Origin of the sequence: Cytobacillus kochii, from assembly GCF_044790165.1 — a bacterium.
Taxonomy (GTDB): Bacteria; Bacillota; Bacilli; order Bacillales; family Cytobacillaceae; genus Cytobacillus; species Cytobacillus kochii.
Window position 1 is genome coordinate 265,352 of record NZ_CP085254.1, and the last position, 20,670, is coordinate 286,021.

The 20,670-nt window shown below is 37.3% G+C and carries 17 protein-coding genes, 1 pseudogene and 2 riboswitches; of the genes and pseudogenes, 14 read left to right on the top strand and 4 right to left on the bottom strand.

Features of this window, described 5'->3' with window-relative positions:
• The first annotated feature begins 14 nt into the window (after nt 1-14).
• The 6 genes from LG276_RS01510 (at nt 15) to LG276_RS01535 (ending at nt 4,778) form a co-directional block, all read left to right on the top strand.
• The gene (locus tag LG276_RS01510) at nt 15-710 is read left to right on the top strand and encodes a response regulator transcription factor (RefSeq protein WP_404293250.1); all 696 of its coding nucleotides are present in this window, start codon (nt 15-17) and stop codon (nt 708-710) included.
• Nucleotides 711-713: 3 nt separating this feature from the next.
• Nucleotides 714-1,649: a sensor histidine kinase gene (locus LG276_RS01515; protein WP_404293253.1), complete on the top strand. Its 936-nt coding sequence runs from the start codon at nt 714-716 to the stop codon at nt 1,647-1,649.
• Nucleotides 1,650-1,785: 136 nt separating this feature from the next.
• Nucleotides 1,786-2,709, top strand: a complete 924-nt coding sequence (locus LG276_RS01520; RefSeq protein WP_224938917.1) for an ABC transporter ATP-binding protein — start codon at nt 1,786-1,788, stop codon at nt 2,707-2,709.
• A complete protein-coding gene (locus tag LG276_RS01525; protein ID WP_404293256.1) occupies nt 2,702-3,385 on the top strand; it encodes an ABC transporter permease in 684 nt (227 codons plus the stop codon). The genes LG276_RS01520 and LG276_RS01525 overlap by 8 nt, the downstream gene beginning before the upstream one ends.
• 153 nt (nt 3,386-3,538) lie before the next feature.
• Entirely contained in the window at nt 3,539-4,099 is a 561-nt protein-coding gene (locus LG276_RS01530; protein ID WP_404293258.1) for a dihydrofolate reductase family protein, read from the top strand.
• Nucleotides 4,100-4,289: 190 nt separating this feature from the next.
• Nucleotides 4,290-4,778: a GNAT family N-acetyltransferase gene (locus tag LG276_RS01535; protein WP_404293260.1), complete on the top strand. Its 489-nt coding sequence runs from the start codon at nt 4,290-4,292 to the stop codon at nt 4,776-4,778.
• A gap of 228 nt (nt 4,779-5,006) precedes the next feature.
• On the opposite strand, the gene LG276_RS01540 is transcribed toward LG276_RS01535, so the two are convergent.
• The gene (locus tag LG276_RS01540) at nt 5,007-5,867 is read right to left on the bottom strand and encodes a LysR family transcriptional regulator (RefSeq protein ID WP_224938921.1); all 861 of its coding nucleotides are present in this window, start codon (nt 5,865-5,867) and stop codon (nt 5,007-5,009) included.
• 210 nt (nt 5,868-6,077) lie between these two features.
• On the opposite strand from LG276_RS01540, the gene LG276_RS01545 reads away from it, so the two are divergent.
• Together LG276_RS01545 and tcuA are read left to right on the top strand one after the other, a co-directional pair.
• Entirely contained in the window at nt 6,078-7,100 is a 1,023-nt protein-coding gene (locus LG276_RS01545; protein ID WP_404293262.1) for an AbrB family transcriptional regulator, read from the top strand.
• Nucleotides 7,101-7,198: 98 nt separating this feature from the next.
• Entirely contained in the window at nt 7,199-8,683 is a 1,485-nt protein-coding gene (gene tcuA / locus LG276_RS01550) for an FAD-dependent tricarballylate dehydrogenase TcuA (protein WP_251163425.1), read from the top strand.
• Between the two features lie 542 nt (nt 8,684-9,225).
• Here the strand turns inward: tcuA and LG276_RS01555 are convergent.
• Nucleotides 9,226-9,825, bottom strand: coding sequence for a TetR/AcrR family transcriptional regulator (locus tag LG276_RS01555; protein WP_224938924.1), 600 nt, complete (start codon nt 9,823-9,825; stop codon nt 9,226-9,228).
• 291 nt (nt 9,826-10,116) lie between these two features.
• Here LG276_RS01555 and LG276_RS01560 point away from each other — a divergent pair, with 291 nt between their 5' ends.
• The 4 genes from LG276_RS01560 (at nt 10,117) to LG276_RS01575 (ending at nt 14,399) form a co-directional block, all read left to right on the top strand.
• Nucleotides 10,117-10,998 (top strand): ATP-binding cassette domain-containing protein, encoded by an 882-nt coding sequence (locus tag LG276_RS01560; RefSeq protein WP_404293264.1) that lies wholly within the window; start codon nt 10,117-10,119, stop codon nt 10,996-10,998.
• Nucleotides 10,999-11,016: 18 nt separating this feature from the next.
• Nucleotides 11,017-12,630, top strand: a complete 1,614-nt coding sequence (locus LG276_RS01565) for an ABC transporter permease (protein ID WP_404293266.1) — start codon at nt 11,017-11,019, stop codon at nt 12,628-12,630.
• Nucleotides 12,631-12,875: 245 nt separating this feature from the next.
• Nucleotides 12,876-13,748, top strand: a complete 873-nt coding sequence (locus tag LG276_RS01570) for an AraC family transcriptional regulator (protein WP_224938927.1) — start codon at nt 12,876-12,878, stop codon at nt 13,746-13,748.
• 360 nt (nt 13,749-14,108) lie between these two features.
• Entirely contained in the window at nt 14,109-14,399 is a 291-nt protein-coding gene (locus LG276_RS01575) for a hypothetical protein (RefSeq protein ID WP_251163422.1), read from the top strand.
• A gap of 20 nt (nt 14,400-14,419) precedes the next feature.
• Here the strand turns inward: LG276_RS01575 and metE are convergent, their stop codons facing one another.
• Together metE and LG276_RS01585 are read right to left on the bottom strand one after the other, a co-directional pair.
• A complete protein-coding gene (metE, locus tag LG276_RS01580; RefSeq protein ID WP_404293268.1) occupies nt 14,420-16,720 on the bottom strand; it encodes a 5-methyltetrahydropteroyltriglutamate--homocysteine S-methyltransferase in 2,301 nt (766 codons plus the stop codon).
• Nucleotides 16,721-16,869: 149 nt separating this feature from the next.
• Nucleotides 16,870-17,050: riboswitch (cobalamin riboswitch) on the bottom strand.
• Nucleotides 17,051-17,104: 54 nt separating this feature from the next.
• A riboswitch (SAM riboswitch) is annotated at nt 17,105-17,217 on the bottom strand.
• 74 nt (nt 17,218-17,291) lie between these two features.
• The gene (locus tag LG276_RS01585) at nt 17,292-17,579 is read right to left on the bottom strand and encodes a DNA-binding protein (RefSeq protein ID WP_404293270.1); all 288 of its coding nucleotides are present in this window, start codon (nt 17,577-17,579) and stop codon (nt 17,292-17,294) included.
• A gap of 282 nt (nt 17,580-17,861) precedes the next feature.
• Between LG276_RS01585 and LG276_RS01590 the strand changes: the two are divergent.
• Nucleotides 17,862-19,373: pseudogene (locus tag LG276_RS01590) on the top strand (glycosyltransferase family 2 protein); the annotation flags it as partial.
• Nucleotides 19,365-20,606, top strand: coding sequence for a nucleotide sugar dehydrogenase (locus tag LG276_RS01595; protein ID WP_404294362.1), 1,242 nt, complete (start codon nt 19,365-19,367; stop codon nt 20,604-20,606). The pseudogene LG276_RS01590 and the gene LG276_RS01595, both read left to right, overlap by 9 nt.
• Nucleotides 20,607-20,670: the final 64 nt, after the last annotated feature.

The window sequence follows — 20,670 nt, forward strand, 5'->3', positions numbered from 1 at the left end:
TTGGATGTGGAAGTATGCAAAAGCGTATTCTACTTGTGGAAGACGACAGGGAGATTAGTGAATTGATAACAGATATTTTGAGGCAGGAGAGTTTCGAGGTATTTACCGCATTTGATGGGGAGGAAGCTTTATCCCTTTTCCATAAGGAGGACTTTGACTTAATCTTGTTGGATTTAATGCTTCCGCAGTTAAGTGGTATGGCTGTTTTAAAACGCATCAGAGAAAAGAGTTTAATGCCTGTATTGATTATTTCAGCGAAGAATAGTGACTTAGACAAGGCGTTAGGATTAGGCTTTGGTGCCGATGATTATATAAGCAAACCGATTTCAATGATCGAACTAACAGCGAGGGTCCATGCGGCTATTCGTAGGGCAACGCAATATCGTCCTTCGGGGACTCCAGCTATATCTCATAACATTCATTTTAAGGAACTATCCCTCGATTTACATACCTTTTCTGTACAAATGAAAGATAAGGTTGTGCAGCTTACTTCTAAGGAATTCCATATTTTAAAGCTGTTTATGACCAATCAAAATCGAGTGTTTACAAAGGAACAAATATATCATTTTATTTGGGAAGATGATTATTATGGCAATGAAAATGTAATCAATGTGCATATAAGAAGGCTACGAGAAAAAATAGAAGAGGATCCGTCTCATCCAAAGTATATTCGAACCATTTGGGGAATCGGATATAAATTAGGTGAATAGTCTATGATGGTTACTTTAATTGTTATCATGGCCATTTTAATTGTAATGAATGGATGGCAATATTATTCTCATAAAAAAACAAAGCAACATATAAATGAAATCAGTGATAAGTTAACAAATATCATGGAACAACAGACAGCTGAAAAAGTGTTACTCCAAACAGATCAGGAGGCCATTCAACTTTTACTTATTCAAATCAACCGAATGCTTGATAACAATCAAAAAATATTTGCCGATTACGCCAAAACAAAAGATAGTTTAAGGAAAATGATAGCCAACATGTCACATGATTTGAAAACACCCCTAACGGTTATTTTAGGTTATGTAGAAAAAATAAAGCTGGATAAAACGATGGCTAAGGACGAAAAAGAAATCGTTATTTTACGCCTGCACGAAAAAGTAATGAGTCTCGTTTCTTTACTTAATCAATCCTTTGATCTTGTTAAACTAGAATCCGATGATTATCTCATGCCGTTGAGTAAGGTTTCACTTAATGAGATATGTAGAAAGAATGTATTAGAATTTTACGATTTGCTTGTATCCAAAGGATTTCAGGTAGAGATAGACATTCCAGAGCAGAATTTTTACATTCTTGGTAATGAAGAGGCAATTAATCGGGTGCTGAGTAATCTTATCTCGAATGCGATTCGATATGGAAATGATGGGGGCGTTTTAGGTCTCACCCTTCGAGGAGATGGGGAAACCATTGCCGTAGAGGTTTGGGATAAGGGGAAAGGAATTGCAGAGGTACACCAGGATCGGGTGTTTGAACGACTATATACATTAGATGATGCTAGAAACCCTCAATTTCAAGGCAGTGGATTAGGTTTAAGTATTTCGAAACGCTTAACAGAAGCAATGAATGGCACGCTGCACGTGAGTAGCCAACCATTTGAGAAGACGACTTTTACTTGCAGGTTTAAACAAATGACATATTAAGACTTCGCGAAAAGGGGTGTTCTGTTGGAACGGCTCTTTTTTTATTCAAACGTAAGAAACATGTAAGAAATGAGAAAGAAAAAAGATACTTTCTTTGCTTAAGCTATAAGTAACAATCATAAAGGAGGTTAAGACAATGGATTACGTCGTGCAAACCAATGGCTTAACGAAAAAGGTCAAAGATAAGGTGCTTGTATCTAATGTAAATCTTCATATTAAAAAAGGAGAAATATACGGATTTCTCGGACAAAATGGGGCTGGGAAAACGACGATCATGAAAATGCTCACGGGATTAATTCATCCTTCTTCAGGAGAGATTGCGTTATTTGGTGAAAGGCTTACAGAAAATAAGAAGTCTGGGTTGAAGCGTGTGGGTAGTATTATTGAATATCCGCTCTTTTATGAGCATTTAACAGCCAGAGAGAATCTACAGCTTCACTGTGAATATTTAGGGTTTTATGATCAAAAAGCCATTACGCAAGCTTTAGATATGGTTCATTTAAAAGGAATTGAAGGGAAAAAAGTGAAGGATTTTTCCCTTGGGATGAAGCAGAGATTGGGGATTGGCAGAGCCATCATAACAAAGCCGGAACTGATTGTTCTCGATGAACCGACCAATGGTCTTGATCCCATTGGTATAAAAGATATGAGAGATTTAATTCGCATGTTAAATAAAGAATATGGCATGACTTTTCTCCTTTCTAGTCATATTTTAGGGGAAATGGAACAGGTTGTTGATAGAATCGGTGTGATTAGGGATGGTCAATTAGTGAATGAAGTCACTTTGGCTGATATTAGGAAGCAACAAACGGAATACATTGAGATTGTGACATCGAATGTAGAAAAATCAGTGTATTTACTAGAGTACGAACTCCGTATTTCTAATATGAAGATTGTAGAAGACAATAGAATTCGCATATATGATTTAACCTTGTCCCCAAGTGAGATTTCTAAGGCGTTAATTCTTCATCAGATTGATATAGAAGAGATACAAAAACATACAAGTACACTGGAAGATTATTTCTATCAAATTATCCATGGAGGTGAACAGCATGTTTAAATTAATGGAGCTGGAGTGGAGGAAACTAAAGCAAAAAATGGTGATGGGTGAGATCATTATTTATGCGGGTATTCTTATGTTTATGCCGATTTTCTTTATTAAAATGGTAAGCGCTGACTTCGGGCAAAGTTATGCGACAATTATTCAATTGATTTTGGCCATACAAATGGGTTGGGTCCTATTTGGAGCTTCTCTTATTAATCAGGTGGTTATAGATGAGTATAAGAACAAAACGTTCTCTCTTTCATTCGGCTATCCAATTAGTCGGAAAAAGTTAATTATCGCAAAAGTGCTTTTTATCTCACTCGCAGTTTTTCTCTGTACACTCGTATCCTTTCTGTTGTCAGGTATCGTCACGTATCTTCTTGATCATCTGTTCCATATCATTAATGGGCAACCAACCGTTGTAGATATTACTTCATATGCTAGTAAGATGATCATTCATTCTTTTTTCATTACACTAATTAGTTTCATTCCCCTCTTTTTCTTTGGGATTTGGAAAAGAGCAACGATTCCAACTGTCATTTGTGCCATGTTCCTTATGCAATTTCAAAACTTTTCTTCTCTTCTTAATATAAATCTCAATTCTGATTTTGTGAACGCAGGTCTATGTCTTTTGGGAGCGGTTAGCATTTTTCTTTCAATTAAGATGGTTGATAGAGTGGGGGATGTTTAATTTTTTTGATGGTATGGGAGATACAGTTTTAAGTACCATGGATTCATTTCTTAAGAAACTAAAAATCAATTCTTATGAAGGTAAAAGTAGCCCTAATTTTGCATAGCCATAAAAGAGTACGATATAGCTTGTATAAAAAAGGAGGACAAAGGAATGGCAGAATTGATTTATCATGTGGCAATTACGGCAGACGGATATATTGCAGATCCAAACGATATAGCAGATGACAGCATTTTTCTTTATGAAGGCGACCATGGTCCGGATTTTTTAGCTGATATTAAAGGATACGGTATTGCTTTAATGGGCGGGAAGACATACGAAGTCGGATTAAAAGATGGAGTGAAGCCAGGTGAACCATGGCCTCTTGCAAAGTTTGCCAATCCCAACCTTAAGCACTATGTTTTCTCGAGTAAAATGGAGATGGAGTCAAATGAGGAAGTGAAGTTTGTAAAAGAAAATACAATTGAGTTTGTCAAACATTTAAAAAAGACAGCGAATGAGAGAATTTGGCTTTGTGGCGGTGGTGAACTGGCTCATTCACTGCTTTACCATGAATTAATTGACACTCTTATACTTAAAGTGAATCCCGTCATGATAGGAGAAGGTATTTCACTTTTTGGTTCGAGCAAAAAACAAATCCAACTAGAACTAATTGACCTTAAAAAATATAATAATGGGGTTTTATTGCCTAAATACAGAATTATATACAAGTAAAGTAGTTTTTTGTGTACCCACGTATTTTTCATTACAAACACCATTAAAAGAGTACCAAGCAAAACAACTTAATAGAGCTTACTACAATAAGATGTAGCAAGGCTCTTACATTTTTATATAAATGAAATAACCTTTATATAATTAATGTGAATGGAGATGTTAGATAGATTAAAAAGGAGGAGCTTATATAATGCCTGTGGCGCTTAGAGAAGTATTAAAATCAGAAAAGAATATTTTAAAAAACCTTTACTCCCTGTACCTTCATGACCTTACAAGATACACATCAACACTGGATATTGGGCCAGACGGTATCTTTGAATACGAGGGGTTTGATCAGTTTTGGGAAGTAGATGGGCTATCCCCATATTTCATCTTAATAGAAGAGCGTATTATAGGGTTTATCCTCTTATTAGAGCGTCCGTTTCTAAGAAAAGAGTATGATTTTGCAGTGAATGATATTTTCTTGCTTAATCAATACAGAGGGAAAGGAAATAGTACGCAGGCTATTAAAGAGATATTTCATAAGAAACAAGGAAAGTATTACGTCATTGAACTGATTGAAAATAGAACTGCAGTATCTTTTTGGAGAAAAATATATAAAAATTTCAATATTCCATACGAAGAAAAGCAAGATATAATTGACGATGAACTATGCTTGATTCAAACATTTAAAGTATAAATCTTAAGGTACAACATTTTGAATGCGAAAGATCAAACCATACAGCAGACGATAGCATTTTTCTTTAGGAAGGCGACTACGATCCTGAATTTTTATCTGACGTTAAAGAATGTGAATTCAGGGCATAAGTAAATCAGTTTTTTAGTGGTCAAAAAAAGATTTTAATAGTATATATCAGACGCTTTAAAGACGAGCCAAACGCTAACGCTTGGCTCCCTCCTCAGCTATTTACACATTATAATGACTCTTTAAAAAATCTATAAACAATTTAACATGACGTAAGTTTTCGACGAATGGGTTATAGAAAAGACTGGTTTCTCGGTAATAGATGTCTTCTCCAAACTCATTCAGTGAAATGGTATATAATTCTTCCCCTTCAATACTCATGCCGGGTAGTACGGCAATACCAACGTTATACTTTACCATTTCCTTGCAAGTTGCGGCTTGATCTGTTTCGATGCTAGGATGGATCGGTTGTTGAAAGTTGGTGCGCCACCATTTATCAATCAAGAGACTTAAGGGTGGATCGGTTTTATATGTGATAAATGGTAGGTGAGGAATATCTTCTTTTTGAAACGGATTTTTTGATACGACAAATAATTCTTCATTACATAGTGTATATTTCTGGGCATTCAGTGAGTAATTACCACGTATGATGGCTAAGTGAATATCTTCTGCATTGAGTGCTTCTTTCATCTCGCTGCTCCACCCTGTTTTCAGTTGTATGTGTATATTAGGGTAAAGTTCTTTAAAAGCGTTCAATATTTTGGGGAGATGGTATAGCGAGAACAAACCAGAAGCGCCGATTGCAATGGTTCCCCTTATTTCTACAGCTAGATTAGCTAATTGATCTACGAGTAATCTTTCGTTATGTAAGGTTTGTTCTGCATGTTCATAAAGAATCCGTCCCTCATCTGTAAAGTCAACTCCTTTTGACCCTCTTACAATCAACTCTATTTCATATTTCTTTTCGAGCTGTTTAATACGGTAGGTGAGAGCAGGTTGCGATGTATATAAATTATTAGCAGTGTGTGTAATATTCTTCGTCTTGTACAAATCAATTAATAGGTGGCAATCATTAAGGTTCATAGCAATTTCCTTCCGCATTGATATAAAAATTTTTTATCGGTGTCGCTGAAATAAATTTATTTTATTCATTGGAATATATCATATATTCTGTAAAAGGAAAAATAAATTTGAATCTGGGGAGTTTTTTCTTTGTTTTTTTACGGCTATTGTTTTTGATATAGTAGGCGTAATTACTGGAGGTATGAGTGTTTAATCTTAGGAGGGGATTTAATGCGCGCAATTCTTCCTATTGCCACAGTGGTGATTGTAGCCATTGTTGGAGTAGGTATCTTTCAATTACTCTCCTTTCCTATGCCATGGATGTTAGGTTCGTTATTTGGGGTATTGCTCACACAACTGATATGGAAAATACCTATGAAGTGGCCCGTTATGATGCGAAATATTGGGCTACTTATAGTAGGGACAGCAATTGGTCAACTTTTTACTTTTCATATATTAGTCTCGATGAAAGACACTTTACTTTTTATGCTCATGCTCAATATTTCTTTGAGTGTATGTTGCTTTGGATTAGCCTATCTCTTAAAAATATGGGCGCATATACCATTTGTGACAGCGATAACAGCTAGTATTCCCGGTGGGTTATCTCAATTAGTTATTTTTGCAGAGGAACAAGAGAATATTAACGTAGCTATAGTAACGTTTTTTCATGTCATTCGTGTTCTGTTTGTTGTTGGGCTTATTCCGATTGTTGTTTCCCTAACTGGAGAGGCGCCGGAATCAGTCATACAAAGTTCAAATAATGTTCTGCATAATATCGGTCTAATCCTATTGGGACTTCTGTTTTTGCCGATTGGGAAAAAATTAAGATTGCCGGTGCCACATTTTTTAACGCCTGTCCTTATGGGCTTGCTATTAAGTCTATTTAAAGTAGATTTAGCCCCAATGGATAGTCACCTGTTGCATATAGCACAGCTTTGTATTGGTGCGTACATTGGATTACTTTTACATCCGAAATCTTTACGATTACCCGTTCGCATATTAATAGGAGGGGTTAGTAGTGCAATATTACTGTTAATCATCACCTTTATAATTGCAGAGGGAATGGTTTTATTATTTGACATGGATTTTGCCACCAGCTATTTAAGTACAGCTCCAGGTGGAATGGATCAAATGGGACTCATCGCTACCGCATTACAAGCAGATGCTACACAGGTAACGATTTTTCAATTATTCCGCATGCTATTCATTTATGTCGTTATTCTACCTGTATTAAAGTGGAAGATATTCAAGTGATAAAAAATTTTTATGGATATGTTTAAAAATTATGTATTTTATTTATTTCTAATCATTTCTTATAGTTAATCTATCAACAAATAAAGGGGATATGTTTGATGGCTAAATATGACGTAGTAATTGTTGGGGCGGGAAATGCGGCCTTATGTGCCGCGATATCTGCAAAAGAGCAAGGGAGTTCGGTACTTGTATTAGAGAAAGGACCAATTGAAAAACGTGGTGGTAATTCATTCTTTACTGACGGCGCCATTCGTGTAGCTTATCAAAACTTAGATGCCATTACGAAAGTGATTGATTTAGATCAGGACACGATTAATAAAATTGATATGCCTGAATACAGCACAGAAGATTTCTATAATGATATTATGAGAGTTTCAAAAAATCAAAGTAAACCTGAGTTGATACGTCAATTAGTTGATCAATCCTTACCAACGATTGAGTGGATGAAAACACAAGGTGTCGTATTTGAGTTGAACTATGCGAACCAATCTTTTGAAAAAGAAGGAAAGGTTCATTTCTGGGGCGGTTTACCAGTTAAAACCGTTGATAAAGGGATCGGCTTAATGCGCAGTTTATTTCAACGTTGTGAAGAGTTGGGAATTGACGTTTGGTATGAAAGTGCAGCCACGAACATTGTCACAGAAAATGAGACAGTGGTGGCGATTGAAGTGCAAACAAAAGAGCAACTGCAAACGATTCAATGTGAAAGTGTTGTTTTAGCATGTGGAAGTATAGAAGCGGACAAAAAGAAGCGTGCGGAAGCGTTAGGAATGGAGTGGAACGAAGCAATCGTTAGAGGGACTGAGTTTAACACGGGTGATGGCATTGATATGGCGGTATCAATCGGTGCGCAAACGTTTGGTCAAAGGAATGGTTGTCATGCCATTGGAACAGATGCCAATGCACCAAGAGTAGGCGATTTCCAAAAACCAGGTGATATTTTCAAAAAGCATTCTTACCCATATAGCGTGATGGTCAATGTGGAAGGCAAACGTTTTGTAGACGAGGGAGCTGATTTTCGTAACTACACCTATGCAAAATATGGTAAAGAAATATTAAAACAACCGAAAAATATAGCCTACCAAATTTATGATGCTAAAGTTCGCCCAATCTTACGTGCGGAGTATGATTTAGAAGAAGCGACCGTCATTGAAGCAGCTACACTTGAAGTGCTTGCAGATCAATTAGATATAAATAAAGAACAGTTCCTACAAACCATTTCTGACTATAATGCAGCGGTTCAAGAAGGTGAATTCAATCCTTCAGAAAAGGACGGTAAATCGACAAAAGGCATTACCCCAGCCAAATCTAACTGGGCACAAACCATAAGTGAAGGCCCATTCTATGCCTATCCTGTGACATGCGGAATTACTTTCTCATTTTGGGGATTAGCGACAACAATCGAAGGGGAAGTAGTCAATCAAGTAAATGAACCAATAGAAGGCTTATATGCTGCTGGAGAAATGATTGGTGGTATCTTCTATGAGAATTATCCCGGGGGCTCAGGCTTGATGTCCGGCGCGGTCTTTGGCAAATTAGCTGGTGCAGCGGCTTCACGCCATGCACAAAAAGTTAATAATTGATTCTATCTTTCAGGCGACTCCCATCTTCAAAAGGTGGGAGTCGTCTGATTAATTATGGATAAAGATGATTGGATAGTAGATTGCTAAATTAGTAAGGATTACGCTTGGTATTCTAATACATAAAAGGAAGAAGGCATTACCACGCCGTTCTTATTTTAATAAAATCGACTTGACTTCATAGATAGTGTCAATAACTCCGCTAAATCTCAGTTTGCCAAATTCTCTTCTTGTGTCAGACGGCTCATCCTCCTCACGCATGGCAACTTAATTAGTTTGAAAGCAATGCATTTTGCCTGTTCATCATTTGCTAATAGGGTTTTATAAAAAATATTTAGAAACCATTGCTATGACAGCACTGACTTTGAAGAGCAATGAACTATTAATCAAAAATCTACCTTTTATGGGTTAGCCGAAATAGTTAAGCTCATGATGAATGATCTTTTGGTTTTTGGAACTTAAGTATAAATGATTCAATTGAATACCCCATCTTCTTCAATGTCCGTCTAGCTGTTGGGTAAGCACTTTTATGTTTATGCTTGTCCCTAATTACTCTCTTTTGGTGCTATTCCCTTAATGAGCATCTCTGTCCATTCTTCTGTATAAGGCAGGAGTTTTTCATATATATGTGAATGGGATATCCCTTCTACAATCGCTTGGAAATATAACAATAGAAATTCATCTGAATATTTTAAGTCCACTTTTCCTTCCTTACGGCCACGGTGGAATAAGTCTAACATGACATTATAATTTTCCTGTGTATATTTTTGCATTAACACAGTCGAACCATCTTCATCCTTTTGGGTTAGATATTCCATCATTTTTAAATAGAATGAGTGGTTAATTTTATTTAAAAAGCTGATTTTATTTTGACTCAAGGCAATTAATGTTTCATCAAACGGTTTATTTTTATCCATAATTTCATTCGCCATTGTTACCATATTTTCTAAATAGTACTTAAAAACTTCGTGTATGAGGTTTTCTTTATTACTAAAATATTTAAATAAGGTGGCTTTAGAAACGTTGGCATGCTTAGCGATATTCTCCATTGTTATATTTCCATCCGCATATTTATTCATAAGCTCAAAAGCTACTTCTAATATTTTCTTCTTCTTCTCTTCTGTTCTCTTTTCAAAACCATTCAATTGCATGACCCACTTTCTATAAAACGTCTTCCTAAAAATATTTCCAATCGAGAATATAATCTTTTCTATATTATATATATGTAATTATGTACTAGCAAATTAGAAAAAGTATTTATTTTATTGATTAAACCAAATTATATAGGTAATATTGAACTTAATATTGTTATATGGTTTAAAATATAGTGTTAAATGAATGAAAATGAACTATAACTAAACTAATTGTTTAGAGTTGTTTTCTTTGATGGAAATCCAGTTAAAAATGTAATTATGAAGAGAAGGAGTGTCGAAACTATGACAGAGGTTGTGAATTTACAAGGATTGCAGAAAAAGTTTGGTAAATTTCAAGCGTTAAAAGATGTGACCTTCTCTATTGAGACTGGAGAGGTTGTTGGTTTTATTGGACCCAATGGTGCTGGTAAATCAACAACGATCCGTACTTTGTTGGGAATTATTAAACGTGATGCGGGGCAAGCCAAGATTTTTGGTAAAGATGTTTGGCAAGACAGCTTGGAAATCCATAAACGCATTTCATATGTTCCTGGTGATGTCGCACTTTGGGGAAGTCTGACGGGTGGAGAAATCATTGACTTGTTCTTGAAATTACATGGTGGCGGAGATAAGGAAAAGCGAGATGAGCTCATTAAACGCTTTGAATTAGATCCGAAGAAAAAAGCAAAAAGTTATTCTAAAGGAAATCGGCAAAAGGTTGGTTTAATCGCTGCATTGTCTGTTGATTCCGATTTGTATATTTTTGATGAACCTACTTCTGGATTGGATCCTTTGATGGAAGCTGTTTTTCAGGAAGAAGTAGAGAAAATAAAAGCTTCAGGTAAGTCTATCTTGTTGTCTTCCCATATTTTAAGTGAGGTAGAACGATTGGCAGATAGGGTTGTTATCATTCGTCAGGGAGAAATTGTAGAGTCTGGTAAATTGGATGATTTAAGGCACTTAACGCGTTCTACGATAACATTATCCACAGTGGGTGATGTGGCAAAAATGGAACTCATTGAAGGCGTACATGACTTCACTCACAATGATAATGAAGCTACATTTTTAGCTGATAATAAATATATAAATGACATCTTACTAGAAGCGACGAAATTAGGGGTTAAAAAGTTTGAAGCTGTCCCGCCGACACTTGAAGATATATTTATGCGTCACTACGAGGGGTAATAGGAGGTGTATTAACTAATGAAAGAAAAGTTTGCACGTTGGGATATATTGTTTGTACAGTATCTGAAACGTGATTGGAAAAAAATAATTCTTTGGATATTGGGTATGGGCCTATTTTCTGGAGGCTTCGTTTCTTCATTTGAAGAAATAGCAAAAGGGCAAGGTTTGATAGGCATGTTTGAAACGTTGCAAAATCCGGCTATGATAGCTATGGTTGGTCCTACGCCAGTTGAGATAGCAGCCGAGTATACATTAGGTGCAATGTATGCACATGAGATGCTGTTGTTTTGTGGTTTATTTGCAATGATTATAGCTGTTATACATGTGGTAGGCCATACCCGAAAGGAAGAAGACCTTGGATTGACTGAGCTTATTCGCTCATTTCAAATAGGTCGTCAATCAAACTCATTTGCTGTGATGGTAGAAATAGTTGTTATTCAAATGTTATTGACCATTTTTATTAGCGCCATACTGATGAGTTTTGGAGCAGATACAATTACGCTAGAAGGGGCTTTTTTATTTGGAGCATCTGTTGGAATGGCGGGTGTGATTGGTGGAGTAATCGGCCTTGTCATGGCTCAAATTATGCCGACTTCTTCGAGTGCGACAGGTTCAGCCCTAGGGATAATTGGCTTACTTTACATCATTCGTGCAGGAACAGATGTGTCCAATGTGGATTTATCCCAGTTCAATCCGCTAAGTTGGACCTATTTAACCTTTCCGTTTACAGATAATAACTGGATGCCATTTGCATTTGTTTTTATTTTTTCTGTAGTTATGATAGTTATCGCTTTTACTCTTGAAGGCGGTCGAGATTTGGGTTCAGGTTATTTACCTGAGAGAGAAGGAAGGGAAAGGGCGAAAAAATCTTTGCTTTCTGTCCGTGGGTTATTTATTAAGATTAATAAAGGTGTCATGATTGGCTGGATGATTGGTTTTGTGGTTATGGGAGCAGCTTATGGTTCGATTTATGGAGATATGCAATCATTCCTTGAGAGCAATGAAATGATGAAGCAAATGTTTGCCCAAACAAGTGTGTCAATCGAAAAATCCTTTACAGGAACAATTATGATGGTGATGATTGCTTTAGTTTCTATATTACCGATTGCCATCGTCAATAAACTTTTTGTTGAGGAAAGTCGTTTGCATTTAAGTCAGCTTTACGCCACGAAAGTTACCCGTGGTCAATTCTATTGGACTACGATCGGATTAGCTATTGTTACTGGATTAATAGGAATCCTTTTTGCTGCAGGGGCACTTGGAGGCACAGCTATATCTGTAATGGATGACAGTGCCGTATTAGGTATGGGTCATTTCCTTGCATCAGGTTATAATTTTCTGCCATCGGTGTTATTCTTTACAGGGCTTGCTGCTTTAGCACTAGGATGGGCACCTAGGCTAGGTAAAGCCGTATATATTTATTTGGGCTATTCGTTTATATTAAATTATTTCGGCAGTATGTTAGACCTGCCAAAGTGGGTTTCAAAAACAGCGGTACAAGGTTGGTTGCCGCAAATGCCAATGGATCATTTTGAAGCGCCGATTTTTATTATAATAACTGTCATTAGTGTGGCTCTAATGTTCATTGGCTTTATTGGCTATAAAAGGCGAGATTTTGTCGAAGGCGCTTAAACGGTATAAAAAATGTATTGTTGTTGGTCTCGAGCAGGGAGACTTACAAGTGAATAGAACCTTTTCTTAATTAGCAATATAAGTGTGTACTTTTTACTCAATTAGATATTTAAATCGAAAGATAATGAAATCGTGCAAGCTTTCCTGTTTTATTTGAATATGAATCCGATGATATCCGTATCTTGTTCATCGGGTTTTATTTGTGTGTTAGGGATTAAAATAAACCTATGAAGGGAGAGATAGACTTGCTAAAGAGTATGAATGAAGCCATGGATTATATTGAATTGCATTTGTATGACGAGGTTGAAGAATCGGAATTGGAGCGCATTACAGGTACGTCTGTTTATCATTTTCGCCGAATGTTTTCATTCCTCTCTGGCATGACTTTAGGGGAGTATATTCGCAGTAGAAAATTATCTAATGCTACATTTGATTTGCTGAATGAGGGAATGAGCGTGACTGACGCAGCATTTAAGTGTGGGTATGAATCAGTTGATGGCTTTTCTCGCGCATTTCGAGAATGGTCAGGAATCAAACCATCAGAGGTTAAAAAGAAAAATAACCTTAAAGCATTTCCTAAGCTCTCCTTTCAATTAGTATTGCAAGGAGGAATAAATATGGATTACAGAATCGAGAAAAAAGAAGCCTTTAAGATAGTCGGTGTTCAAAAGAGAGTACCTATTCAATTTAATGGAGAAAATCAAGAAATAATAAAATTAGCAAAAAGCATAACACCAGAACAAAGAAAAGCATTGCATAGCTATGGGGATATGGAGCCTTATCAAGTCGTGAACGCTTCATATAATTTGGATGACGGTTGTATGGATGAAAAGGGCAGTCTCGATCATATGATTGGATTCTTGACAAAAAAAGAAGTCACCGCTAATGAATTTACGGTAGTAGATGTGCCAGCTCTTACTTGGGCCATTTTCTCTTCTAAAGGAGCATTTCCAACAGTCATGCAAGAAACTTGGGCGAAATTTGCCTCTGAATGGCTTCCTTCGTCAGATTATGAATTAGTAAATGCGCCCAATATTTCATTTACTGGAGATATGACGGACTTAAATAATGTGTATAGTGAGATTTGGTTTGCGGTGAAAAGGAAAGGTGAAAAATAATAAAGGTAAAAATCAATAAATACGAATGATTGTGACCACAGTTTAGATTGTTGCTGTGGTTCTTTTTTGCTTTTATACGGTTGAATCTTCGATGCTTATAAAAGTATATATTTGTAAAAAAATTAATGGTTGGTATAATTTATAGTAAATGACCGTAAATTCGAAATCCTGGATAATAAAAAGTTCTTTAGAAATGAGCAACATAAAGTCGAGAATTCGTAGCTAATAATGGAGTTCTAGGAAATATAAGCAACGTAAACCCATAAATTACGCGAATGAGCTAATTCCGGAAATTTATATTCCGCAAAGAGCGTTCACAGTCAATCACATACAAATCATAAAGAGAGGATGTATTCATTAATGAAAAAGTTTCTCCTGAATTTTATAAGTATTATTTCTTTTTCTCCCTTTATTACACAAGTCACACAAGAGGATGTTACATATAACATGCGGAAATTAAAGGAGTATAATTGGTTTAATGCTTATTTGCAGAATGAGATATATCAGCACCTCATTACCCATAATGAACGAGTACGGAATTTGATTGGTGGTTTTAACACAAGGAGATTTAATCATCGTCCTTATCAAAAGAAGATGGATAAGAAGTTAAACGCTGTGTTATTGAATGAGGAAATCCGAACGAATGTATAATCGTTCGGATTTCTGTTTGGTTATTCGCCTTTTTTTACAAGTAATTTTTCCCGCGACAGTTTGGCAGCTTGCACCATGACTGTTAGGGCTGCGACGGTTTCGTCAATGCCTCTTGTTTTGAGACCGCAGTCAGGGTTAATCCAGAAAAGTTGTGGGTCTAGTACTTGTAAGGCACGGTCGATGTTTTTCGTTAGTTCGTCGAGTTGTGGCACTCGAGGGCTGTGAATGTCATATACGCCTAGGCCGATACCTTGTTGGTAGGTGCTTTCTTCAAATGAGTGAATCAGCTCGCCATGACTTCTTGATGTTTCAATGGAGATGACATCAGCGTCGAGTGCTTGAATGCTTGAGATAATGTCTTCGAAATCGGAGTAGCACATATGCGTATGAATTTGTGTTTCATTTCTGACAGAAGTGGTGGCTAGTCTAAAAGCATAAACAGCAGCGTTCAGATAATCTTCCCACTTCTCTTGTTTGAGTGGTAATCCTTCACGAATGGCTGGTTCGTCTACTTGAATCATCCGGATACCATTTGTTTCTAGTGCTTCTACTTCTTCTCGAAGGGCAAGGGCAATTTGGTTTGCGACTTCGTAACGAGGGATATCGTCGCGGACAAATGACCAGTTTAAAATCGTAATCGGACCAGTGAGCATACCTTTTACCGGGTGATCTGTTAAGGACTGGGCATAGACTGTTTCTGCAACTGTCATTGGCTGTTCGAATGAGACATCTCCATAAATAATTGGTGGTTTGACACAACGAGAGCCATAAGACTGCACCCAACCGAATTTTGTGAATTGGAATCCGGCTAATTTTTCACCGAAGTATTCGACCATATCTGTGCGTTCGAATTCGCCATGAACAAACACATCAAGGCCTAGCTCTTCTTGAATATCAATCCACTTTTTAATTTCCGTTTTGATATATGTTTGATAGTCAGTAGCAGTTAACTCTCCTTTACGCCATTTTAAACGATTTCTTCTCACTTCTTGTGTTTGTGGGAAGCTTCCAATCGTTGTTGTAGGTAGGAGTGGTAGTTGGAAGGCTGTTTTTTGTGCTGCTTGACGAACAGAATAAGGTGCTTCGCGCTCTGCTAGTGATGATGGTAAGTTTTGAATGGCTGTTTGTACTTGTTGATTGTTTCTAATAGAAGATTGATTTAGCGCCTCTATAGCAGTTCGTCTCTTGTTTACCTCATCTTGGATTTGCTCTTTTCCTTCTCTTATTCCTTTTGTTAGCACTACGATTTCTTGTAATTTTTCATCAGCAAAGGCGAGTGCGGTCTTTAATGTATGATCAAGTGTTTCTTCAATTTTGACTGTAACGGGTACATGCAATAAGCTGGATGAAGGCTGGATGATTAAGCGATCCTTCGGAACAATTGCTGTAATTTCTTCTAGAAGAGAGAGCTTATTATCAAGTTTGGCGCCCCAGATATTACGGCCATCGATGACACCTGCAGCTAATACTTTATCACTTGGGAAGCCGAATTTTTGTAAGGAAGCGAGGTTTTGACCTGCATCATGGACAAAATCAAGGCCGATCGCTTGCACAGGTAAAGAGGTAACAGCTTCATAATGAGTGATGCTTTCAAAATACGTTTGTAAAATGATATTTATCTGTGGTGCTGCCTCGTGTAATGTTTGGTAAACTGCTTGATAGAGTGAGATGTCTTCTTCTGTGAGGGTAGTGGCTAAAATAGGTTCATCGATTTGCACCCACCAGGCACCTTCTTGCTGTAATTCTTTTAAAATTTGTGCATAAAGAGGAACGAATTGATTGACGATTGATTTGAATTCACTTTCTTTATAGCCTTTTGATAATTTCACAAAAGTAATCGGGCCCAAGATAACCGGTTTTCCGTCGATTTCAAGCTTCTCTTTTCCTTCTTTATAAAAGGCAAGTGGCCGGTTTTCAGCAAGTGTTGGCGTGAGGTTGGTGAGTTCTGGCACGATGTAGTGATAGTTTGTGTTAAACCATTTGGTCATTTCAGCTGCCACGGCATCTTTGTTCCCTCTGGCAATATCAAAATACGTTTCAATATCAACCTTCCCACCTCTGTATGTAAAACGCTCAGGAACAAGTCCAAACATCACAGCTGTATCGAGGACATGATCATACAGTGTGAAATCACCAACCGGGATGAGATCAACGCCAAGTTGTTTTTGTTTCTCGAGAGAGGATAAACGTATGACTTCCATTTGTTGCAGAAAAGTCTCTTTATTCAACATACCACTCCAAAATTGTTCGAGAGCTTTCTTCCACTCCCGCTTCTCGCCAATTCTTGGATAACCTACATTTGAGCTTTTTACTTCAGTCATTTTAAACACTCCTTTTATGATTGTATTTTCTCAACAAAAAATCTCTCTATCTATTATTAAATGAGAGATTCATACGCAATATTAACTAGAGTTGAGACCATTTGATTTGCTCAACACGTATTCATCACTCCTCTCTATGCATCCGTAGAGTCTAAGTGCAAACAACAGACAGGTCTCCTGACTTCAGATCATCGCTCGTTATCCCTTCCCATTTCTATTATGAAATAGTGGTTAATGATAAGTCGCTCTCCTTCACAGTGGCGGGACCGTGCCGGCATTCCACCGGGCTTCCCTTTTAAGCAATCATGCATCTGTTGCCTTTCTTATTAAGTTTTGAAAATACAAAAGACCTCTCTAAATTAAAAATAGAGAGGTCTTAATCCTCTCTTATTTGCCAAAGCTATTACACTTTGCAGGAATTAGCACCTTTTTAACAAAAAATTGTTAAAGGTTGCTGGGTTTCATCGGGCCAGTCCCTCCACCTCTCTGAATAAGAGAATTACATATTTATAATATTTTGAATTTTACAGATAGATTAGCATAATAAATGGAAGCTGTCAAAATAAATTCTTCATGAGTGATATAGATCATCAGATTCAAGCCACTTGCGAAATTTATGTAGATGGTAATAATGCTTGCCATTAAGAATGACTTTTGGTGCGTGAGGATGCTTCTGTAATAGATCCTTCATGTCTGCTTCACTTAAATAAAAGTAAAGATGAAGGTGGCTTTGCTCCACGAGTAAATGATTCATATTACCTTCATTTTTACTACTAAATTGCTTCAACCCATTGCCTATGAAATAGCCAAGTAATGCTAAACCGACGGCAATCCAAATAAAATTCAACTCGAATTCCAATTTGTACTCCCCCTTAAATACATATATATCTACTTTAACATCTCCTAACGAATAGTAATAATATATTTTTTAGTGCCGAATCCGATCAATGCCCCCATAATTAAACCAATCTACCCTGTCTATCGCACCATCTTTCATAGATTGTATACTTGTCCGAGAACAAAATTGGCCAAGCTGTATATATTGATATTACTTAGTGTTTTTCTCGGGTTTGTGATGGAAAAGGCTATAGTTAGCACAAAGGAGACTATTAATTTTGCTGAAGGAGAGAAGTGAAGTGTTATGAATCTATCTGTTATTATTCCCATTCAGAATGAAGAATCTACGTTGTCAGCCGTTTTAGAAGAGTTAGTGAAGATTGAGCCATATGAAATCATCGCTGTTTTGAATGGTTCAACAGATGGATCGGAGAAAATAGCGGAAGCATTTGAATGTAGAAAGCTTGTTTATAAAGAACCTCTAGGGGTGGATATTGGACGAGCAATTGGTGCAAGGGAGGCAAAAGGAGATACGCTTCTTTTTATTGATGGTGATATTGTCGTTAGAGCACAGGAGCTACAAGCACTGCTTGATGGCATTCGGGATGGGGCTGATATTGCCCTAAATGATTTAAGCTGGACAATGAAGCGCCCCATTAGACCACATCCGACAGCAGTATCAAAGTTCTCTCTTAATCATTTTTTAGGTAAAGGTGAGTTATCCGTTAATTCCTTAGTCGCTGTTCCTCATGTGATGAAAAAATCAGCGCTTGATACAATTGGTTGGGAGAATTTAGCTTGTCCGCCATTAGCTCATAGTATAGCTGTGATGAAAGAATTAAAGATGAGTGCACCAGTCGCCATTGACGTGATTGCTACAAATAAGATTCGACCGAAACATCAACAGAAGATTACGGGCTCCTCTTTTTCATTTTCAACAAGTTTAATAATTGGTGACCACTTACGTGCAGTGGCGCAACTGATTGAAGAGAGAGGATATCGCGGTGGTTTAAATGATGGCAGGCGAAATCGGCAATCTTTTAAGGAATATGTACAAGCCTTTTCGGTAAAGGAAGAGAAACGAGCGAAGTATAGTGCGATTATTCCTGTAGGGAAGGAGCCGGATACGATTGCTGAAGTGATTGCTGAGGTAAAGAAGGCAGGCATTGATGAAATCATTGTTGTGTTAAATGGAGCAGATGAACGAACAAAGGAAAAGGTAGAAAAGTCAGGTGTGAAAGTGATTGCGTTTGACCAGGCACTCGGACATAACATTCCAAGAGCGATTGGTGCGCTTCACAGTACAGGAGATATCTGTTTGTTCTTAGATAGTGATTTTGTTATCAAAGCAGAAGATTTAACCCCTTTTATACATGCTGTAGAAGAAGGGGCAGATATTGCTTTAAATGATTTAGAGATATTGCTCGACCGTGCCCATCCGTTGCATTCTGTGAGTGCTGCTAAGTACCTTCTGAATATGGCGCTGAAAAGAGAGGACCTCACCGTTAATTCTCTCACTGCTATTCCACACGCAATGAGCAGGAAAGTGATTGAAGAGATTGGTATCCTCACATTAATGTCTCCACCTTTATTTCAAGCAAAGGCAATTCTAAAAGGATTTAAAGTCGAATCCATTCATTATGTCGATGTCGTCAAGCCAAATAAAATTAGAAAACAGCATCACAGGCAAGCCGATGGTCGGGTCGAATCAACTGACCGGATTCTAGGTGACCACATTGAAGCATTTTCATATTTACTATCGTTCAATCAGAGATGCGGTTATACAGATGGCAACCGAAAATGGGACATGCTCCAAGGTCAAATAGATAGAGTTGCTGTTATTGGTCTCGGCTATGTTGGTCTCCCACTGGCTCTCCACTTAGCAAAAAAGGGCTGTCATGTAACGGGCATCGATCAAGATACTCATAAGATTGAGTTATTACAGCAAGGGAGCAGTTATATTCCTGATGTAAAAGATGAAGAGCTGCAAGCGGTTCTAAATTTCATTCCAAAACATACGGATGCAGCTGTAGCTTTGCTTAAAGCCGCTGAGTATATCATCGTCACAGTTCCAACCCCAATTGACGAACATCATGAACCGGATTTAAGAGCGATGATTGCAGTTACTAACTATCTTTGCCAATATTTACAGACGGGACAAACGATTATTTATGAAAGCTCTACTTATCCGGGAACAGTAGAAGAGGTGATTGAGCCTATATTCACACGCCATCACTTTCAAGCTGGTGAAGACTACTACTTATGTTATTCACCCGAGAGAATTGATCCAGCAAATAAGCAATATACATTAGCGTCTATCCCAAAAGTGATTAGTGGTCAAACAGAGAGCTCTCTTGCGAAAATTGATCAGTTTTATGCAAAGTATTTTGCTCAAGTTGTGCCAGTAAGTTCACCGAAAGTTGCAGAGTTAGCAAAGTTATTTGAAAATACACAGCGATTAGTCAATATTTCACTAGTGAATGAGTTGGACGAGCTATGTGATCGATTAGACATTGATTTTTATGAAGCCCTGCAGGCAGCTGCGACAAAGCCATTTGGATTTACTCCTTATTGGCCTGGTCCTGGAATAGGTGGACATTGTATCCCTGTTGATCCGATATATTTACAATGGAAACTCAATCAATACGGCTTAAGCAGTCAGCTTGTAGCAGCAGCAAGAAAAATTAATGATACGATGCCTCAAAAAATCGTCAAAAAAGTAGAAGCTGAATTAGCAGGGGAGACTGGGGCAATTCTTGTTGTTGGCCTAGCGTATAAAAGGGATGTGAACGATGTCCGTGAATCCCCAGCTTTAACAATATTTAACGAACTCTTGCAGAAAGGTTATCAGGTAGACTATCACGATCCTTATGTACCAACTGTTGTTCTTGAAAATAAAAGCTATCAATCCGTTCCGTTAACAAAGGAGACATTATCAAAGTATCAATTAACCCTGCTTCTTACTGACCATAGTAATTTGGATTATAAACTTTTATCGAAAGTAGAAAATATCATTGATACGAGGCATGTATTAAAAACAGGGAAATGAACAAGCAATACCATATTCCTTGTAAGGGGGTGATGCCACTTAAGGATGTAAGGAGACGATGCTT